The organism is Fundicoccus sp. Sow4_F4 (genome assembly GCF_052116145.1).
Classification (GTDB): domain Bacteria; phylum Bacillota; class Bacilli; order Lactobacillales; family Aerococcaceae; genus Fundicoccus.
The window spans coordinates 626235-646778 of record NZ_JBQKLQ010000001.1; the positions used below are offsets into that span (position 1 = coordinate 626235).

General features: G+C 39.0%; 18 protein-coding genes and 1 pseudogene. 5 read left to right on the top strand and 14 right to left on the bottom strand.

Annotation, left to right across the window (positions count from 1 at the left end; translation table 11 throughout):
- Window positions 1-213: 213 nt before the first annotated feature.
- The 3 genes from ACTQ5J_RS02880 to ACTQ5J_RS02890 all read left to right on the top strand — a co-directional run bounded on the left by ACTQ5J_RS02880 (window position 214) and on the right by ACTQ5J_RS02890 (window position 3463).
- Window positions 214-1395, top strand: a complete 1182-nt coding sequence (locus ACTQ5J_RS02880) for a M20 metallopeptidase family protein (RefSeq protein WP_441750500.1) — start codon at window positions 214-216, stop codon at window positions 1393-1395.
- A gap of 33 nt (window positions 1396-1428) precedes the next feature.
- Complete coding sequence (locus tag ACTQ5J_RS02885) at window positions 1429-2610, top strand: M20 metallopeptidase family protein (RefSeq protein ID WP_441750501.1); 1182 nt, start codon at window positions 1429-1431, stop codon at window positions 2608-2610.
- Between the two features lie 139 nt (window positions 2611-2749).
- The gene (locus ACTQ5J_RS02890) at window positions 2750-3463 is read left to right on the top strand and encodes an alpha/beta fold hydrolase (protein ID WP_441750502.1); all 714 of its coding nucleotides are present in this window, start codon (window positions 2750-2752) and stop codon (window positions 3461-3463) included.
- 504 nt (window positions 3464-3967) lie between these two features.
- Here the strand turns inward: ACTQ5J_RS02890 and ACTQ5J_RS02895 are convergent.
- Complete coding sequence (locus tag ACTQ5J_RS02895) at window positions 3968-5194, bottom strand: MFS transporter (RefSeq protein ID WP_441750503.1); 1227 nt, start codon at window positions 5192-5194, stop codon at window positions 3968-3970.
- A 121-nt stretch (window positions 5195-5315) separates the two neighbouring features.
- Window positions 5316-6170 carry a C39 family peptidase gene (locus ACTQ5J_RS02900; protein ID WP_441750504.1) on the bottom strand — a complete coding sequence of 285 codons (855 nt, stop codon included), beginning with the start codon at window positions 6168-6170 and terminating at the stop codon, window positions 5316-5318.
- Window positions 6171-6616: 446 nt separating this feature from the next.
- Here ACTQ5J_RS02900 and ACTQ5J_RS02905 point away from each other — a divergent pair, with 446 nt between their 5' ends.
- Complete coding sequence (locus ACTQ5J_RS02905; protein ID WP_441750505.1) at window positions 6617-6835, top strand: hypothetical protein; 219 nt, start codon at window positions 6617-6619, stop codon at window positions 6833-6835.
- 514 nt (window positions 6836-7349) lie between these two features.
- Here the strand turns inward: ACTQ5J_RS02905 and ACTQ5J_RS02910 are convergent.
- From ACTQ5J_RS02910 to ACTQ5J_RS02940, 7 genes and pseudogenes are all read right to left on the bottom strand, one after another.
- Window positions 7350-8351 carry an MBL fold metallo-hydrolase gene (locus ACTQ5J_RS02910; protein ID WP_441750506.1) on the bottom strand — a complete coding sequence of 334 codons (1002 nt, stop codon included), beginning with the start codon at window positions 8349-8351 and terminating at the stop codon, window positions 7350-7352.
- A 150-nt stretch (window positions 8352-8501) separates the two neighbouring features.
- A complete protein-coding gene (locus tag ACTQ5J_RS02915; RefSeq protein WP_441750507.1) occupies window positions 8502-9212 on the bottom strand; it encodes a DUF4097 family beta strand repeat-containing protein in 711 nt (236 codons plus the stop codon).
- A 36-nt stretch (window positions 9213-9248) separates the two neighbouring features.
- On the bottom strand, window positions 9249-9959 hold the full coding sequence (locus ACTQ5J_RS02920) for a C39 family peptidase (protein WP_441750508.1): 711 nt from the start codon (window positions 9957-9959) through the stop codon (window positions 9249-9251).
- A gap of 321 nt (window positions 9960-10280) precedes the next feature.
- A complete protein-coding gene (locus ACTQ5J_RS02925) occupies window positions 10281-10640 on the bottom strand; it encodes a Spx/MgsR family RNA polymerase-binding regulatory protein (protein ID WP_441750509.1) in 360 nt (119 codons plus the stop codon).
- Between the two features lie 202 nt (window positions 10641-10842).
- Window positions 10843-11064, bottom strand: a pseudogene (locus tag ACTQ5J_RS02930) (PH domain-containing protein); the annotation flags it as partial.
- Between the two features lie 70 nt (window positions 11065-11134).
- Window positions 11135-11320, bottom strand: coding sequence for a hypothetical protein (locus ACTQ5J_RS02935; protein WP_441750510.1), 186 nt, complete (start codon window positions 11318-11320; stop codon window positions 11135-11137).
- Between the two features lie 142 nt (window positions 11321-11462).
- On the bottom strand, window positions 11463-12395 hold the full coding sequence (locus ACTQ5J_RS02940; RefSeq protein WP_441750511.1) for a LysR family transcriptional regulator: 933 nt from the start codon (window positions 12393-12395) through the stop codon (window positions 11463-11465).
- Window positions 12396-12515: 120 nt separating this feature from the next.
- Here ACTQ5J_RS02940 and ACTQ5J_RS02945 point away from each other — a divergent pair, with 120 nt between their 5' ends.
- Entirely contained in the window at window positions 12516-13694 is a 1179-nt protein-coding gene (locus ACTQ5J_RS02945) for a cobalamin-independent methionine synthase II family protein (RefSeq protein ID WP_441750512.1), read from the top strand.
- 373 nt (window positions 13695-14067) lie between these two features.
- Here ACTQ5J_RS02945 and ACTQ5J_RS02950 read toward each other — a convergent pair whose 3' ends face one another.
- From ACTQ5J_RS02950 to ACTQ5J_RS02970, 5 genes are all read right to left on the bottom strand, one after another.
- Window positions 14068-15804, bottom strand: a complete 1737-nt coding sequence (locus tag ACTQ5J_RS02950) for a M3 family oligoendopeptidase (RefSeq protein ID WP_441750513.1) — start codon at window positions 15802-15804, stop codon at window positions 14068-14070.
- A gap of 100 nt (window positions 15805-15904) precedes the next feature.
- Window positions 15905-17089, bottom strand: a complete 1185-nt coding sequence (locus ACTQ5J_RS02955; RefSeq protein WP_441750514.1) for an ABC transporter substrate-binding protein — start codon at window positions 17087-17089, stop codon at window positions 15905-15907.
- A gap of 41 nt (window positions 17090-17130) precedes the next feature.
- Window positions 17131-17880: a 2-keto-4-pentenoate hydratase gene (locus tag ACTQ5J_RS02960; protein WP_441750515.1), complete on the bottom strand. Its 750-nt coding sequence runs from the start codon at window positions 17878-17880 to the stop codon at window positions 17131-17133.
- Window positions 17881-17920: 40 nt separating this feature from the next.
- A complete protein-coding gene (locus ACTQ5J_RS02965) occupies window positions 17921-18964 on the bottom strand; it encodes a branched-chain amino acid aminotransferase (protein WP_441750516.1) in 1044 nt (347 codons plus the stop codon).
- A gap of 490 nt (window positions 18965-19454) precedes the next feature.
- The gene (locus ACTQ5J_RS02970; RefSeq protein WP_441750517.1) at window positions 19455-20438 is read right to left on the bottom strand and encodes an aldo/keto reductase; all 984 of its coding nucleotides are present in this window, start codon (window positions 20436-20438) and stop codon (window positions 19455-19457) included.
- Window positions 20439-20544: the final 106 nt, after the last annotated feature.

Here is a 20544-nt window from a genome sequence, read left to right on the forward strand (position 1 = left end):
GAGTTTACCTGATTCCGATAAATAATAGAGAGAAGCTGCTGGGTCATACTCTGGCAGTGAAAATTTGATCTTTACGATTGATTTGCGTTCTTTAATACAAGTCCAAATAATGGCCTATATCACCACAAGTTTTAATTAGTTTCTTTGCCGAAGCGTATCATTTATAGTATTCTTAGCTTTGACTATCATCTAAAATTATTTAAGGAGAATTTTATGAATCCAAAAATAAAAGATTTTATCCTAACTCACGAATCAGAAATAATCAACATGCGCCGTCAGTTACATCAAACACCAGAATTGTCCTTTGAGGAATTTGAAACGACTCAATACATTGTGCGGCTCTTGGAACAATTAGGCGTCCCCTACCGTTTAATGGAGCCAACCGGTTTAATCGCCGAGATTAAAGGTCCCCAGTCTGGAAAAACGGTCTTATTACGGGCAGATATGGACGCTTTGTCGATTGATGAGTTAAACGATCAGCTGGCTTATCGATCAAATCACCCAGGTAAAATGCATGCTTGTGGACACGATGCCCATATCGCCATGTTGTTGATAGCCTTAAAAGCTTTATTAACTGTCCAGGAGCAAATCAAAGGTACTGTGCGTTTTATCTTTCAGCCGGCCGAAGAAATTGCGGCGGGTGCTAAGAAAATGATTGAACAAGGGGTGCTAGACGGCGTGGATAATGCATTTGGCATTCATATTTGGTCAGTTAATGAGACGGGTTTAATCGCCTGTGACCCAGGTCCCGCTTTTGCAGGCGCCGATCATTTCAAAATCCATTTTCAAGGCCAAGGCGGCCATGCGGCCCAACCTCACATGACGCATGATGCGGTGGTGATGGCGGCCGAGTATATTAATAATATTCAAAGCATCGTGTCCCGAGCCGTTGATCCAATGGAAGCGGCCGTGCTGACCGTTGGCCGTTTCGAGTCAGGCGATCAATTTAACATTATTGCGGAGAATGCCCACTTAGAAGGAACTGTCCGGACTTTCAGTCAGGAAACTCGCGATCTGGTGGAAACTCAAATGAAGCATTATGCGGAACAAATTGCTGCCATGTATCACGGAACGGTCGACTTTGACTATCGTCATATGACGGAAGCTGTCGTTAATCATGAGTTGAGTGCCAAACTTGTTCAGAGCGTGACCGAAAAGGCTTTTGGCAATCACCATGTCTACCACGATGTCCCAACAATGGGCGCAGAAGATTTCGGTTACTACCTGACTCAAATCCCCGGTGCTCTCGCTACTCTGGGTTGCCGTAACACAGTCAAGGCAACAGACTATCCGCATCATCATGCGCGTTTTAATGTCGATGAAGATGCCTTGAAGTATGGTGCTGAATTATACGCACAGTATGCCTTGAGTTATTTAGACCAAGACGAGTTTTAAGCCAATTTAATCACGAAAGGATACTATGCAACTATGAATCAGATGATTAAAGATTATATCGAAGCCCATCAAGCAGAGATGATTGCTATGCGCCAACACCTCCATCAACATCCCGAACTCGCTTTTGAGGAGTTCGAAACGACTAAATTCATTGCAAAAACATTAGATGACTTAGGCCTAGACTACCGCTTAATGGAACCTACAGGCGTGATGACGGAAATTCGCGGTGACCACCCTGGTAAAACTGTTTTACTGCGAGCAGATATGGATGCCTTGCCAATCCAAGAACTCAATCATCATTTAAACTACGCATCGCAAAACGCAGGCAAGATGCACGCTTGTGGACATGACGGTCATGTTTCAATGCTCATGATGGCTCTCAAAGCCTTATTGGCTAACCGCGAACAAATTAAAGGAAAGGTCCGTTTTATTTTTCAGCCGGCCGAAGAGATTGGTCAAGGAGCGAAAGAGATGATCAAGCAAGGGGTCCTCGAAGGAGTCGATAATGCTTTCGGAATTCATATTTGGACAGTTGATGAGGCAGGTCTAGTCAACTGTATTCCTGGAGCTTGTTTTGCGGCGACTGATCGCTTTCAGATTCATTTTCAAGGTTCCGGCGGCCACGCTGCCCAACCCCATCTAACCAATGATGCGGTCGTGATGGTCTCACAATATATTGCGCACATTCAAACCATTATTTCCAGAGCGACTGACCCACTTGAGGCAGCCGTTTTGACAGTTGGTAAGGTCGATGCCGGTGACCGTTTTAATATCATTGCTGAGAATGCTAAAATTGAAGGAACCGTTCGAACCTTTGACCCAGCCACACGTAATATCGTTGAAAGCGAAATGAAGCGCTATGCCGAAAGAACGGCCGCTATCTACGGTGGAACAGTTAAATTTGACTATCAGCGGGTCTTAGATCCTGTGATCAATGAGCGCCGCAGCGCGCAATTAGTTCAATCCATTGCTCGAGCCGCCTTTGGCGAACAATCGGTAGGTCATTTACCTCCGACTATGGGTGGCGAGGATTTCGGAGAGTACACCAATTATGTTCCGGGAGCTTTTGCGACGGTTGGTACACGCAATGAGTCGAAAGGCTCGGATTTCGCTCATCACCATGCACGTTTCAATATTGATGAAGACACATTAATCGTTGGCGCAGAATTGTATGCCCAATATGCCTTGGCTTATTTAAAGCAAGAGGATTTTTAAAATTATTGCCCAAAATATGACACTTATAAACCCTATTTTGGGAACCTTTATAAGTGATAGTGAGTCAGAGAAATTGTTGGTTTTTTAAAGAATATGATATACTTGGCTGAAATATAACTCAAGACTTGGAAGTGACGATTTGAAAAAATGGTTGAAATATGTACTGGGAATACTCGCTTTTATTACGGTTATTTCTGTAGTCGGGATTCGACAACTAACTTATGCCCCTACGCCAGCTGCCGAACTGGCCGCTCAAAAGGCTGTAACTGAAAACTATGTCAGTATCTTTGAAGCTGAACAGGACGATTCACCTGCAATTGTCCTTTATCAAGGTGGCTTCGTTGAACAAAATGCCTACGCCCCACTTGCCAGTCAGTTGGCTGAAGCGGGTTTCACCGTCTATTTAATCGACACCCCCTTGAACTTACCGGTTTTAGCTGAACAACGTGGCTTGGCTGTGGTTGAAGACTATCAATTAACAGACGTGACTTTCATGGGCCATTCTTTAGGTGGCGTGATCGCAGCAAATAACGCCGCAGCTTTAGTCGATTCTGGTAAAGTGGCTGGCTTAGTCTTATTGGCGAGTTATCTGGCTGGCTCGACTGACTTAAGTGAGGTGACTTTCCCAGTTTTGTCGGTGACTGCTTCTGAGGATAAAGTCTTAAATTGGGAAGCTTTTGAGGCGGCAACTAAATTATTGCCGCCTGATACGACTTACGACGAAATCGAAGGTGGCAATCATAGTGGCTTCGGCGACTACGGCCGGCAAGAAAAAGACGGTCAAGCGACCATTTCGTCTGCTGAACAAAGAGAACTGATTGTAGATTTAGTGGTTAAAAATTTTCCATATTAATCTCATTAGCTATTTCCAATACAAATAAACACTCTAGCACCATTCATTTTATCTGAATGGTGCTAGAGTGTTTATTTCGTTATTTTTAACATATACTATTGCTTGACAGTTTTTTCGATTATAGAATCCGGTCTTTAAAATCCAAACCCTTTAATCCAAACATCGTCAGCCTGAATATGTGCCACGCTGATCCTTTTTCTAAAGTTGACCGATAGCTCTCCTAAGTGCAATAACAATCGTTCCATTGACATTACCATATTCAACTATCAAATAACTATGATAATCTGAGGTTCTGTTCATCCTTTGCTTATAGATCATGAGCAGAATAATGATAATTCTTCGGATAGGTTTTATCTGAAGCAAGTCCTTATTAAGAAAACCTAGCACTTGGTTTATGGCCTTTAGATTGGTTATTCTTACACGCATCTCTAGCCGAACTTCTGATTATATCGGCAAAAAAAAACGCTGAATCCTAAAAAAGGTCAGCGATATTTTATATTGGAGCTATACTTTAGTTAATGAAGGAGCGCGGTGCGCCAATTTTTGGGTAGTGCTTGCTAATAAATTGAGCCTTTCGGTACTAGATAATAAAATTATCGCATAGATAACTAAGAATATTGGTAAAACATTAACCGAAAAACGCGAAGCAACAAGGCCGAATAATGGCGGTAATAATAATGCACCTGTGTTACCGGCAGCTAGTTGAAGGCCCATGACATATTGGGAATTTTCAGTCCCAAAACGGGTAGGTGTTTCGTGCAACATGCTTGGGTAGACTGGTGCACAGCCCAGACCAATTAGAATAAGTCCGATTAACATAAATATATTCGGTAGCGGGAGCAACAGGACGAGTGTGCCCATTAGCACAATTGCTTGACCGAGACGTAACATTTGTTTGTTCGATAATTTGAAAGAGATAAAGCCGGACAGGACACGGCCAATCGTTATGCCTAAGAAATAGAAGGATAACCATTCAGCTGCTGTTGCTGGATCAATGCCTTTTGAATCGACTAAAAATGTACTCCCCCACAGATTGACCGTTTGTTCGATTCCTGTGTAGAAGACGAAAGTTAGTAAGGCCCATTTAACGCCTGGAATGCTGAAAATGTTCGGTTTCTTGGCGGTGGATCCTTGTTCCTGATTCAGTCCTTCAGGCGCGTCTTGTGTGACTGGCCCTTCGCCTGCAACTTTTTTCCAAAGGGGTAAGGTGATTAACAGGATCAGAACTAAAACAAATTGAAAAGCGGCAATAATTAAATAACTATTACGCCAAGAATAGCCTCTCGAAATGATTTGCGAAAGGACTAAGGGCCCGATGGTCGCACCGACACCCCAGAAAGCATGTAACCAATTCATATGATGCGCTTTATAGTTAATCGCGACATAATCGTTTAAACCAGCATCAACTGCCCCAGCACCCAAACCTAATGGCAGGGTAAAAAATAACAGCCAGTAAATTGACTCCGCATAGTTAAATCCTAGTAAGCCAATCGCCGTCAGCATCACACTGACAACCGTCACTCGACCTGTTCCATATTTCTTCAATAGAGTTCCGCTAAATAAACTTGAAATAACCGTGCCGACTGAGATCATCCCAAATAATAAACCAGCTGCCTCTAAGGGAGCGTTCAGTTCTCCTTGCATGATCGGCCAAGCAGCACCTAAAACCGCGTCCGGTAAACCCAAACTAATAAATGCAATATAAATAATTAATATTAAAAAAGTTGCCAACAAACTTCCCCCTATCATGGTCAAATTCACATGTATAATCATAGTTCATTCACTTCAATATTTCCACAAAAAAAATCGTTCAAGCGCAAGAGCGTTGAACAATTTCTTATTAAAAATACTATTATTTGGAAAAAGACCAATAAGCGATGCCATCTTGTATCATGTATTCTTCGTCATGACCGACTAAACTCGCTTGGCTTGTCGCATCATCATTAGGATCATTGATATAAACCATTCCGTCCTCATAACCTCGAATCACCATGACGTGACCAATCGAAGAGAAATAACCAGGATTAATCCCAACAACTACTGGATTACCCGCTTCGACTTCTTCCATCGCTTCATAGAAATCGTAGAACTCTTTGACTTCGTAGCCTCTTTCTTTACCAAAAGCTTCATAAATCGTAAAGGCTGTTCCCGCATAAGTCACATAATGGTCTAAACCAGCCCAGCTTGCAACTTCGCCTGGATCGACTGTTTCATTTTGAAAATAGCTGTCAACCATTGCTAGAGAAACGACGGCACAGCCGTTCGCCGCAATAATGCTCCCACTATCATCGCCATATGTATCAAACGCCCAACGGAAATCTTTTTGATTCATCAACGGGACATTGATTTGTTCAACACCCTTCAATAGAATATTTTCAGCTGGTTTCATATTATAAATAAACAAGGGAATAAAGCCAGTCTGCTTATATTGGTTAATGCCTTTATAAAGTGCCATTCTATCTAAATCATCTCTTGCTTGAATATCCACCCTCGTTGAAGTGGCTAAAGTGGCTTCTTCTGTCATTGACTCCTCACTTACAGGCAACTGTTCAACAACGTCATCAATCACATTCAAACGGTCTGTCACTAAACCATCACTAACTAATCGCCATACGCCTAGTATTAAAACCATAAAGAGAAGCAAGACGACCGCTACCGAACTGATTGTTTTGTATTTATTCTTTCTTGGTTTTCTATCTTTGTTCATTTAGATCTCCTTCTGGATTTATCATTTCATCCATCACCACAATTTTATACGCCTCATTCTTAAATAGCAATCAATTATAAAAAAAATAATGTTTTAATTTGGAGACGCCACCGTGGCTAGACACATTCTAACACTTTTATTACAAGCCAAAATACTTCTCTTTGGTCTACTTGTCTTTTATTCGTATAATAGTCTATAGCATATTCACAAAAATAAGGCTGATGAAACGCTTATTAGCGTGTTAATTTAAGTTGATTCCGCTGTAATTCTATATTAGGTAGCAGTCCATAAAATGTAGTGATTACCATATAATTTATTGTTGGAGGCGATTTTTAGAGACTAACGAAGATCCGTTCATTAAAGAAATAACTTATAGTCATTACGCCTCACTTTCACCTGATTTACCCTCTCATCCTTTTAGATGGGAGACGGCGGCTTTAGCTTTATTGAATCTTACGGAAGAGCGATCGATTGCTTCGGTCTTGGACACAATAAGTGTGGCGCATCAAATTGTCTACTTGTTTAAGGCCGAACGTATTCTCTACCAATGGACGAATATTACTGAAGAGACTTTAGCATTTATTGAAGAAAATTCCATCTCCGGCATTCGTTCTGTTGTTAGCACACTCATTCCTACAATTTCCAGTAGTCCAGCTAAACAATAATATACATTTAGATAAAATATAATCATTATCACTATAATATTAGAGGGGTATTTATCATTAAATAATTGAAACGTTCAGAAAGGAAAATAGAATGAAAGAAAAAATACTCGCTTATCGTTTTTACTTAGTCATAATCGCTCTAATGGCGTTCTTAATTAATGTTACTTTAGTCCCCTTAAATTTAAGAGAATTTGTATTCACTGGTATCATGGTCGTGATTTTTGCTTATAATTTGTTATGTTCTTTAATCAGATACTATCAAGAAGAAAATTCTTTTCATCTTTTGTCAGCTATTCTACAAGTGATCATTTTAGTAATGTATTTATCCGCATACTTTTAATTATAAATTTTAACTAAATGTAGTAGGCCACTATGTGACGATTATTTGCTAACTTACTATCAAAACCATGAGAGTAAGCTCCTGTACTGTATGCTCAATGGCATATTTGAGCAGATGGGTTAAAATTAAACACACACCCTGTCATATTTGCGTCAGGGTGTGTGTTTGTTCGCCTTAGAAGGCTTTGATTTTATTTTGTAATTTCGTAAAATAGAGTGTGCCATCGGCGTCTTGAGTCATTTCGACGCAGTGTGTGTGCCAGAGGTGCTCTAAGTGTGCCATTGTTTCGCCAGCTGCAAATATTTTTTGCGATTTCGGGAAGTCGTCCCAGTTGTCGGCTTTGATCCGCCAGCTAATCACGGCTGAAAGGTCACGGACTGTGTAGCCTTTGTCCTGTGTCATAGCGTCCAGTATCTCTTGCAAGCGCTCGTTATGATGCTCGATGAGTTCGCTCATGCGCTCATGAGGGTTGTGGATGATTTTACGATGTGTTGGTAAAATGACTTGAATATTCAATTGCTTTAATTTTTGGAGCGTGCCAACATAACTGCCTAGAATATCGACATGGTCAAAGCCCCAGAATGTGATATTGGGCGTGATGGGATCAAGGACTGTATCTGCACTTAACAGAACACCACTTGCTTCGTCATAAAAGCCAATGTGTCCTGGCGTGTGCCCAATTAGATCCAGCACTTTAAACTGATAATCGCCGATAATAAACTCATCGCCTGGTGTCAACGCTGTGAATTTAAAGGGTTCTGATGGCTGATTTAAAAAGCCTGGATTGTCATTATTGTCAATCTGGTCAGCTTGTAGGCCATAGAGATCTAACAAGTTATTGATTTGTTCCCAGTAATTGCCACTTATCATGTCATTCGTGTAATCACCATCTAGTTGGCTAGCATAAATTTTGCAGCCTGCTCGTGAAAACAGATGCACAAGGCCTGTATGGTCCGAATGTAAATGAGTTAAAACAACTTCCACGTTCTTAAGTTCGATATCTAGTTCTTTTAAACCAGCGAGCAGTTCCCTTTCTGACTGCGGATTATTGAAGCCAGTATCAAACAAGACGGCACGATTTTTGTCTTTTACAACATAAGCATTAATCAATCTTAATGGACTGTTTGGTAAAGTGACCCCAAACGAGTAAATATTCTTTGCAACTTCTTGAATCAAATTTTCCACCCCTATAGTATACGCTTTCATAAAGTGTAGTAGAGTTACGTTTGAAAGTAAATACTCCTGACATTACAATAACTACCGTTAAGTATTAACTAATCTTATAGAAAAAGCAGCCCGCTTAATAGACAGGCTGCTCTTATTTATTCAGTCGGCTTCTCTTAGAATAACTTTCCCATTCACGGCGTCGATTTGGATGGCATCTTTTCCATCTCCGAGCGTCTTTTTGAAATCAGAGAAAGTTGCGGACATTGTATCTCCTAGTACCTCAAAGCGACCATTTACGAATTCGAAATCTAACTCAGCATTAAATGTTTCGAAGATCAATTCGATTTCCCCATTGATAAAGTCAACCGCCATTGGATAGGTTTCCTCGCCACTTAAAAAGAGTTTAACATTGGGTCCATCAAATTCGAATTTAGTGAGCGTTCCTTTTGCTTTTATTTCACCATTCACTAAGTCAACATTAACAGATAATTTTTCGGTTTCGGGTACCGTCACAACCACTCGCGAAGTTAAGGTTGTAAAGAAAGATTTAAAATTATTTTTCCAGTCTTTCTCATTTAATACGACTTGTTTCTTGTCAGTGGACAAGTTGAAAACATCATCAAATTTTAAGTCTTCTTGTGAAACATAAACTTCTAGCTTGTAGGTGTTTCCTTCTTGAATTTCGATATAAGAGGACACTAAGTCAATTTTTAGCTCGGCGAAAGCCTCTAAATCTCCGCTTTCATATAGTAAATTTGTAGGTAAGTCATCAGTTGCGGAATCATTGACTGCTTGTGCATCGACATGAATCATAGGTATAAATATGGTAAATAAGCTCAGTATGATTAATAACTTTGATATAAATTTCATATAGATCACCCTTTCTTTCCTGATGTGTCATTATATTTATTGATACACCCAGTAATTAATTGATTCCGTAAGTAACAGCTCGTCTGAAAACGTTTGGGCATAGTGATTCTTTTCTGGTGAGTCATCAGGATCAAATACAACAATCTCACCGCTGTCATCTGTCATTAAGACCATTATGTGGCCGACATCTGTGAAGTAGCCAGGTTTAACTGAAACTAAAACAGGATAGCCTAATGTTATATAATGCTTGGCCGTTGCGAAATCATTACCTAAATCTTGTGCGGTCAAACCAATCGCATGAGCATAATCTGAGAAAATACTCCACATGGTTCCTTGTCCAGGCAAATAATAATAATTTTGAGCCCAGCCGAGTATTTCCACAGGTTCAATCAAACGGTCCTGCCAATATGAACCCACCATCGCCAATGATGCGAGTGCGCATCCATTGATTCCTAAAAAATTATCTCTTTCATCCGTCCCATATGACTCATAATACCAACGTTCATCCGTTTGTAAAATCAAAGGCATTGGTTGCTGACTAGCTTCTAAATATTGATTAGCTTCTTCGACAAATTCTTCTGTGACTACAAAGGGCTGATGCTTTAACCGAGTCAACGGTGATACTGTCAACCAGTTACGGTTACTTCCTAACCAACATGCAACAATTCCTAATAAAACAAACAAGTAAGCAATATAATGTCTTCCTTGTTTGTTCGAACGGTTGGAGTGCCTCCTTTTTCTAAACATAGCTTTCCTCTTTTCCCACACTGTCATCTTTCCTCCACAATACCATCTCTATCTGATAAGAGAATCCTTCTTAGGTTCTAATAATTTAGTTCTAATCGAATGCTACTAAAAAAGGTGTCATTCACTAGCGTTTCGAACGATTTACAAGAGCGGATGCTGTAATAAATTCGTCTCGAAGCGCAGCCAACGACACCGGTTTGTTATGCCTTTAAGCATGACAAGCATTTGGTTATCTAAAATGAGGTGAATAAGCCTTATACATATAAGCTCTTATAGTAAAAAATAGAAGCAGAAGAAGCCTCTGTTACCTCAAAACTTAAGTTAACTTAACCAAGCATCTATTAATATGCTTTCTTTTGCACTAACAGTTGCTTTTTGACCATTGGTAATCAAAGGCCTTTTTATTAACATGCCGTTTTCATGTAACAAGGACACTACTTCATCATTACTCATCTCAGCTAGTTTGTCTTTCAATTCCATTTCACGATACAAGTTTCCTGACGTATTGATAATCTTTTTCACTAGTCCGCCATTGGCATCAACCGCCAATTGTATGACCTCTTTTGCTGGAGGCGTCTCACGAATATCAATAATATCTCCCATTGCAATGCCTTCTGCCTTCAAATAGTTAGCTGCTTTTTTGGTGGTTGAACAGTGACCCAAACCATAAATCTTTAACATATTATTTGTCTCCTTTTTATATCTGTCTTCAGTAATGATTATAATCTATCCATAGTAAACATGAAGTGCACTAAACAAAGACAAGTACCCAGTCTAAGTTCCCTAGTGTACCTTAACGTGAATCACTCACATTAAAATTTTAATTGAAACAATCCTTTTCTAAAACTCCCAACAAAGTAAGCTTGTTTATTTATAAATCAATCTATAATCTAACACATCGTTTGTTTAAGTCATGGATCAATTCTTTTTTGTTTTCAGGTGATACTTTCACACTCCCTAAAAAAGAATTAGTATAAACAATTTCAAGCTCATCTCTTGACGACACTATTTTATATCCGGTAAAAATTTCTTTTGACCTTAATATCTTTGTGATATTCTCAAATGGAATTCGGCTTTTAAAAGGACCACCTTTTACAAATAAATGATCGTGTTCAAAAACATTTAATTGAAAAAGAAGCCCATAAGACTAAAGCAATCGTAATGATAAAGAGCGCTTACCATATGAATACTGTGATTAAATCATTTTTAAAGCTTTCAAAGTATAAGGGGAGAATGGCTAAAGCTACAATAATTAATACCTCTAACACTGTCGATGTTACGTAGAATATATCTACTTTTGCTTTAAATATCATACTTTCCTTACGTTGGAAAATCACTAAAACTGGATTACTCCATCTCATAAAGTTAAATCCTCACAATTTAGTATAGTACAAACCCAACACACTATCAAAATACTGCTCCAAATCAATTGTGAAAAACACTTGTTCCAAAGGCAAAGCATTAGAGCATTCACAGCGTCTATACACTTTCTTAAAGGCTTACTCAAACTCGGTCAATCGGACTGTCATTTACGGCCACTTTTAAGCATTGTTTTAATAAAACTAAATATTCTTCTGCAATCGGTCGTAAACGATGCAGATTGCTCGTGATAAAGCCGAGCTCAATTTCTTCACTCGACACTAACGGTCTCGCAATAATCGTCTCCCCATTTAAATCAGCATTAATGATTCCAGAACTAATGGTATAACCATTTAAGCCAATGGCTAAATTAAATAAGGTCGCTCGATCACTGACTGTAATTGTTTTAGGCGAAGCATGATCCGCCAATACTTCTTCCCAGAAATAAAAGGAATTATTAGTTCCTTGTTCATAACTGAGTTTTGGATAAGGTAACAAATCCTCTAATTCAATAGAAGCATAAGTTGCCAAAGGATGATTTTTATAGATAAACACATGTGGCTTCACTTTAATCAATGAAGTAAAGGTCAATTGATGTTTCTTCAATTCTGCATTGATCACTTGATGATTATAGTGACTGCGATAAATTATACCAATCTCACTTTTTAAATTGGCAACATCTTCAATCACTTCATAAGTACGCAGTTCCTTAAGAGAGGCTTGATAGTCCTGATGATCAAAGGCCTTTAACAAACGGACAAAAGCATCAACAACAAAGGCATAGTGTTGACCTGCCACACTAAATATTTGTTGGGGTGTTTCATCTTCTTTAAAACGTCGATTCAAGAGATTTATCTGCTCTAATATTTGGCGAGCATAAGATAAAAACTCCTCTCCTTGAGCAGTTAGAGCTACCCCCTTTTGACTGCGATTCAATAAAATCACATTCATTTCCTCTTCTAATTCTTTAATGGCGTGTGATAAAGACGGCTGAGAAATATATAATTCACTGGCTGCTTGAGTAATAGACGTTGATTCTGCAACCTTAACCAAATACTCTAATTGTCTAATCCGCATAAAACTCCCCCTTTTTAGTCCATAGTTAAAAACTATGAAAGTTGACTTAAAATAGATATTGTTAATAAGTCTATTTTTATTCTACACTATGAGAAACAAATTAAAAAGGGGTTAACTTTCATGACTGAAACTAAACAAAGAAGCACTCGATTTTTAACGGTAGGCTCACTCCTACGTCCAGATGATTTATTGGCTTATAAAGCACAAATTGAACATCGTGATGATATTCACTATCCCTTCTATCAGGAATTCGCTGGTTATAAAGAAACGGAAGATCAAGCAGTAGCAGCTGTCGTCGATCAACAAGTCAAATTGGAATTTCCAGAAATAACGGATGGTGAATTTTCTAAATCACTTTGGCATTTAGACTTTGTCTGGGGCTTAAAGGGCGTTCGTCGCTACATCGCAGATAAAGGTTACTTTTTTAGAGACCTTGACGAAACTGCTCATTATGAAACGCGTAAAGATATCGGAATCGAAATTCAAGACAATTTAAGCGGTCATAAACACACCTTTATCGATCATTTTAATCGCTTGAAAGAACAGGCACCAGAAAGTGCCAAACTTAAGCAGTGTATCCCTTCTCCTTCGCATATTTATGGTGAGTTGAGCATGCGTGAAGGCATTATTGGTGGACAAGTCTATGACACAGATGAAGCCTTTAGACAGGATATCGTCAAAGCCTACAAAGAATTTTTAGATGAATTCGCCGCAACTGGCGGAACAATTATTCAATTTGATGACTGCTTGTGGGAATTGTTCGCAGAAGATAATCCAAATAGTCCTTTCAATGGTCAAGAGATTGACCAGTCTGCCATGGTTGGTTTGGCGCAAAAATTTATTGATTTAAACAATGAGGTCATTGCTCATGGCCATTCACTTGGCTTAAAAGTTTATACGCATAATTGTCGAGGGAATTACGACTCACGTAACATGGGCGCTGGGAGCTACAGTGCGATTGCTCATTTGTTTTTAGAAAAACAAGATTACGATCGATTCTATTTAGAATGGGATGACGAACGAGCAGGTGATTTGAGTGCTTTGGAAGTCTTTAAGCATAAACCAGAAACTGAAGTGGTAATTGGTCTACTCTCAAGTAAAACAAACACGCTGGAAAACGAAGAAAAAATCAAAGCACAATTAGAAGAAGCAACCCAATATATTTCTAAAGACAAACTCTTCTTGTCACATCAATGTGGTTTCGCTTCATGTGATGGTGGTAATGAATTAAGCATTAATGATCAATGGGATAAAATTAAACAAGGACAAGCGATTGCCTTTGATTTTTGGGGCGAATAACATTAGACTATCCATCGAGTGAGCGACGCTTACTCGATGGATTTTTGTAAGATAAAGGATCATACATTTTACGAAAAATCGCTTCCAGCTCTATTTCGTCCATCGAATGGATACAATGCATAACGGACCAGATGATTCTCTAGTTACATTCCATTCTAATTGTCTAAGATAGAAGTAATATACTGAACAGAAAAATTTATACAGGCTGAAAATGCATCGTTATATATGATTCACTCACCCAATAGTACTAGCTAATAAACGCTTAACTCATCGATTTTGTTTAAAGTGTTGGCTCAAGTCAAAAATACACCACCAGAAAGAGAGTTTTCATTCTCTTTCTGGTGGTGTTTTATATTCAATTTATAACACTCGTTTAATGACTTGTTAATTCAATAAATTGATCCACATAATCATCAATTCCCTGAAGAGCCATTCTCCAGAAATCAACGTTCGTCACATCAATATCCATGACCGCTGCTGTTTCTTCAACGGATGCGACTGTCGTTTTAGTTAACAATTCACCATATTGCTCGACAAAATTTTCAGGTTCTCGTAAATAACGCTCATATAAGCCACGTGAGAACAAGCCTCCGAAAGCGTAAGGGAAGTTGTAAAAACTTAAGCCAGATGAATAATAATGAGACTTATTAATCCACATATAAGGATGCAAGGTGTTTTCATCTAAGCCATCACCATAAGCTTCTTTTTGAGCGTTTAACATTAAATCTGCCAATTGTGGTGCAAACATAAAGCTTGCTTGACGCTTATCGAAGACAGCCGTTTCAAACAAGTAACGTGAATAAATATCCACGATAATTTGTGTCACATCTTGTAGGTATTGTTCAATGACCGCTACTTTTTCATCATCAGTAGCCGCTTCAGCTAGTAAATGATTGATCAGGATCGCTTCATTAAACGTTGAGGCTGTTTCTGCCACTGGCATTGAATAACTCCAGTTTAACGGACGATGTGATTGGATTTTAGTTCCGTGATAAGCATGCCCTAACTCGTGAGCGATTGTTAAGACGTTATTTAATGTACCGTCAAAGTTTAACATGATTCTTGATTGACTAATAAACGGTAGATTAGCACAAAAAGCACCACCACGTTTACCTTTACGAGGATAGAAATCCATGTAGTTTTTTTCATAGAATGCTGCGGTCATTTCTGCTAAATCAGGCGCGAATTGAGAGAACTTATCCACTAAATAAGTTTTCGTTTCTTCAACCGTAAAAGTTTGACTTGATTCGCCCATTGGTGCGAATAAATCGTAAAATGGCAGACCATCTTTATGTCCTAACACACGCGCTTTATGTTTAAGGTAACGGCGGAAAGTTGGTAAAGATTCTTTAATCGCCGTTAATAATGCATCTAACGTTTCTTCGCTCATTCGCGATTGAATTAATGTCTGCTCTAATGGACTCGAATAACCACGCATTTCACTGACATCTAACACTTGTGATTTTATATTATTCAATGAGAAAGCTATAGGATCTTTCAATTGATCATATAAAGCCAATTCCACCTGATACGCTTCACGTCTGACGTCTGCTTCTTTTGCATAAGCCAAGTTACGTAATTCACTTAAGGTTTTATTTTCGCCACGAAAGTCCGTTTCAGCTTGAGACGTTAAAAAACCTTGCAAACTTGACCAAGCTTGCCCAGCTGAACGTCCTATTTTTGAAAGAGCTTCTTCAACTTCGTCACTTAATAAGTATTGGTGATGTTTCTTCATTTCTTTCAGATAAAAATCATAGTCTGCTAATTCAGGGTCCTGACTGGTATCAACAGTTATATCACCTAAAAAGCGATTCGTTTGTGCTTGTAATTTCGTTAACTGATTTAAGCGATTCGAAAGAACATTCTGGTAGTTAGTACTTTCTTCATCGGTTGCCTTGGTTGATAAATTTAAAGAAATGAAAGCTGATAAACGACGTGCCGTAATATACAATCTTTCTTTAACATCAATTACAGCTTTGACTGACTCTATCGTATCTTCCAAAGTTAAAACTGCCATCTCATCTTTAAAACCAGCTAACGAAGCTAAATCTTGTTGAAATGCCTCACTTTCATAGCTAGAATATAAATCATCTAATTGCCATTCGTACATTAAACCGCTCCTTTAAACATAATACCTTCTATTATAATCCTGTTCATGCAAAAATACAAAGTACACCTCTCTTGTGAAAGGTGCACTTGTTAAGTAACGCTTATTCTACCACGACTTCTTGGGCATTAACGACTGCGCCTGCTTCTAAAGTTACCATGATAGCTGGTTTGACTGGGTTGTGCTCCTCATTGATTGAGAAGGTTCCTGTGACACCTACGAAATCAACCGTTTCAGCTAAAGCTTGACTGATTGCTTCTGGATCGGTAGATCCTGCTCTTTCAATTCCATCTACAAGGAAAGAAATCGCATCATAACCTAAGGCTGCAAATGTATCCGGGGCTTTACCAAATTTTTCCTCGTAAGCTTCAGCAAAGGCTACTGACGCTTCGTTTTCTAAAGAGGCATCATAATGTGTTGTATAATGAACATCGTAGGTATTCTCTGCACCTGCTAATTCAACAAAAGTATCACTTGCATAACCATCTGCTCCAACTACTGGTTGAGTAATGCCTAATTCACGGAAAGCTTTTACAAGTAAGCCAGTCTCAGTATAATAACCAGGCATGTAGATTGCATCGTACTCATAACTTAATGCTTTCGTTGCTAATGCTGTGAAATCTGTATCTCCTGAAGAATAAGCTTCTGTTGCCACCACTTCTCCGCCTAAACTTTCATATTGCTTAACAAAGGCATCGGCTAATCCTTGTGAATAATCTAAGGCATTATCAACGACTAACAATGTCTTCTTAGCCTCTAAAGTATCATGTACATAAACCGCCCCTGCTGTTCCTTGATAAGAATCTTCATAAGCTGTTCTAAATAAGTTCGTAACCGCCACACCATCCGCGTTAAGCGTTAAACCATCTCCAGTTGTTGCGGGTAAAACCGTTGGTTTACTGGATGTTTCGATTACAGGCTTAGCTGCATTGACTACACCAGATGCGTTGGGACCTAAGTTTGCGACAACCCTATCGTCATCCGCTAAACGTGTTTGTAAAGAGACGCCTTCTGTTGTGTCAGTTTTATTGTCCAAGACTAACAATTCTAAGGGACGACCATCAAGAACGCCTCCTGAAGCATTGACTTGTTCAACGAATAATTCAAAAGCTTCAACAGCTGGGACACTATAAGGAGCTGCTGCACCCGTTAACTCTAAGTTCACACCTAATAATAATGACTCGCCAGTTGCCTCTTGAGCTGAAACGCTCCCGGATAATGGTGCCAAAACTGTCCCTGCAAGGGCTAAACTGGTTAATAATAATGTTTTTAATTTAGAATGTTTCATAATAATTTCTCCTTTTTATGTATGTATAGTTGTTTAGTAACTTACGGTTTGACTACTAAAGTGACGTCACCTAGACCAGTGTATTTAGCTGTATACGTTCCGGCTACTAAGCGTTCTGGTAAAACAAATGTTCCAGAAGAAACAAAACGACCTGCTGTTAACTTTTCTCCATTAGCTTCTAGTGCTTGGGCTAACCATTGGACTGAATTAACAGGATGTCCTAGCACTTCTGATGAATGCCCGCGTTTTACTTCTTTTCCATCCAAATACAAAACACCTTCCACGTCTGCCAATTGCTCATAGCTATACTTTTCTGCTTCTCCCCATGCTAGTGCACCATTGACCGCACCATCTGCGATAACTTCGTAAAAAGTCGTCTTGGGGAACCAATCATCATAACGACCATCTGGAACTTCTAAACCTGGTGCAACACGACATTTGTTCATTACTTCTTCTTTTGAATCGGATCCGTTAACTGTTTCATCCACTAAAAAAACTAACTCCACTTCAACAAGCGGTTCATTGTAATCGCTCAATGATAAAGACTGTTTGAACGTCACGTCGGTCATTTGGCCATATAATGGCGTATCACTTTTAAATAAATCTTGTGTTTCTTGACTCGTTAAACTAATTTTATAACCTTGATGTTGCTCACCATTGGCCTCTTTTAAAGCTAAAACCTCGTTTTGGACTTGGTAAGCATGTTCACGACTTGTGAGCGTTAAAGAACCTTTTTCTAGTGGTTGGTTATTCTGATAAGCTTTGAATAATTTTTCTGCTGGATTTGTCATGGAATCTTCCTTTCTGCTGAACTTTAGTTGTTACGTCTAATTAATTATCTAATGGAACTTTTTGGATCCAACCTTCTGGTGCAGGCTTATCACCAAATTGAATGCCCACTAATTCTTCATATAAAGCTTTCGTTAATGGCCCAGTCTGTGTTTCAGAGTGGAAGACATGTTTTTGATTATTATAAGTAATACTTCCTACCGGTGTGATGACTGCTGCTGTCCCCATCGCGCCTGCTTCTTTAAATTGGTCTAACTGATTTAAGTAAACATCCCCTTCTAATGTGCCAAGTCCTAAGCGTTCTTTGGCTAAGTAAAGTAGAGAGTACTTGGTAATACTTGGTAAAATTGAAGGTGACTTTGGTGTCACAAAAACATTGTCATGCGTAATTCCAAAGAAGTTTGCTGAACCAACTTCTTCAATCTTTGTATGAGTAGCTGGATCTAGAAAAATAGCATCCGCAAATTGCTTAGCACGCGCTTCTTTTCCTGCTTGAAAACTTGAGGCGTAATTTCCACCGACTTTAGCGGCGCCTGTTCCTCTTGGTGCGGCTCGGTCATAATCACTGACCATAAAGTTTGCCGGTTGTAAGCCTCCTTTGAAGTAAGGTCCAACTGGTGTCACATAAATACCAAAAACGGCCTCTGGACCTGGACCTACTCCGACTACAGCACCACTACCAAACAAGAAAGGTCTTAAATATAACGTAGCGCCCGTTGCGTAAGGTGGTACCCATTCTTCATTAGCTTGTACAACAGCTTTAGCGGCAGCCACAAAATCTTCGACCGGATAAGGCGGTAACATCACTTGGTCGGCTGAACGCATCATTCGCTCACCATTTTGATCAGGTCTAAACAGCTGAACACTTCCATCTTTCGTACGATACGCTTTTAAACCTTCAAAACATTGCTGACCTAAATGTAAAGCAGGTGATGCGTGACTAATTGTCACTGTATTCTCCGTCGTAATCTCTCCTGCGCTCCATTGACCCTCTTTGAAGTGGGCTCGAAATGCTTTTCCTGTTTCTATATAGTCAAAGCCTAAAGTTTCCCAATTTAAATCTGCCGGTGTTAATCTACTTGTCATTGTCTGTCATCCTCCATTTCAAAATAAAAAAAGCCTATTTAGATTAAAGAAAATAATCTAAACAGGCTTAAAAAAAACCGTATATTAAAAGAGAGCTGCACGCTACCCGTTTAGATTATTAGTCTATACGAGCAACACAAAATCTTAGCACGTATAGATACAAACTGAAAAGTTTTTTCGTGTTTGTATCTATACTGCGGATACAAACACTATCTAATAATGCTAATAATAATTGTTACATATTGAACTGTGTTTGAATTAAATTGTGTCATGTTCATCGCTCCAAATCTCTTTGATAAAAACATCTTAACAAGCAACAAATTAAAAGTCAACACAATCCTCTAATTATTTTTTAATTAATCGCACATTTCATAAAAAAAGCACCTGATAAAACAACCTTTCAGCGACCTAGATGTGTTATTGCTCCTATTTGGTCAACTAATTTTTTATTAAATGAGTGTCTGTTAAGTAAATGTGTATTTTCTAATATTTATTGTGGTCCCATGACTTGATGTGGCACGTAAGGTTCTTCAAGGTAGGCTATGTCATCGATTGTTAATTTAAAATCAATGGCTGCAACTGCATCATCCAAATAAGTCGTTTTTGTTGCACCCACGATTGGAGCGGCTACTTCTGGTTTATTTAATAACCAAGCAAGCGAAACAGTTGCTGGTGCAATTTGATAATTGTTAGCCAGTTCATTCACACGTTTAACGATTTCATTATCAGTTTCCATAGTCGTGTCATATTTGGCACGAGCGATAAAATCAGTTTGATAACGTGGCGTTTCAGCATTTAACGTACGGGCAAGCCGACCAGCTGCTAAAGGACTATAAGGGGTGACAGCGATTTTAGCATCGGCGCAATATGGTAACATTTCCCGCTCTTCTTCACGGTAAAGTAAATTCAAGTGATTCTGCATCGAAACAAAGGAAGTGCACCCATTCTGACTTGCAACATGGTTGGCTTTTTGAAATTGCCAAGCATACATTGCAGATGCACCAATATAGCGAACTTTACCCATTCTCACTAAATCGTCAAGCACTTGCATGGTTTCTTCAATCGGCGTCTGGTAATCCCAGCGGTGAATAATATAGAGATCGATATAATCTGTTTCTAAACGACGTAGACTATTATCGATTTCTGTAAGAATTGCTTTACGCGATAGGCCCGCGCGATTAGGTTTATTAGCCATCGGGTTAAAGACTTTCGTGGCTAACACAATTTCATCACGTTTAGCATAGGCTTTTAAAGCACGACCTAGAAACTCCTCGCTACTACCATTCGTGTAGACATTGGCGGTATCGAAAAAATTGATGCCTAAATCAAGTGCATGTTTAACAATTTGCTTTGATTTAGTTTCATCGAGGACCCATTGGTGAATCCATTCTCCTTTGTCCTTCCCAAAGCCCATAGTGCCTAAACAAATTGGCGAAATATCTAAACCAGTGTGACCTAACTTTTTATATTCCATTGTTCCACCCCTATTTGATTTTTTTTAAGTATAGCACGTCTATTCCTTAAATGATTTCATTAACACTTGTAACAAGCCAGTCTTAATTGAAGTTTTCCACATAGCG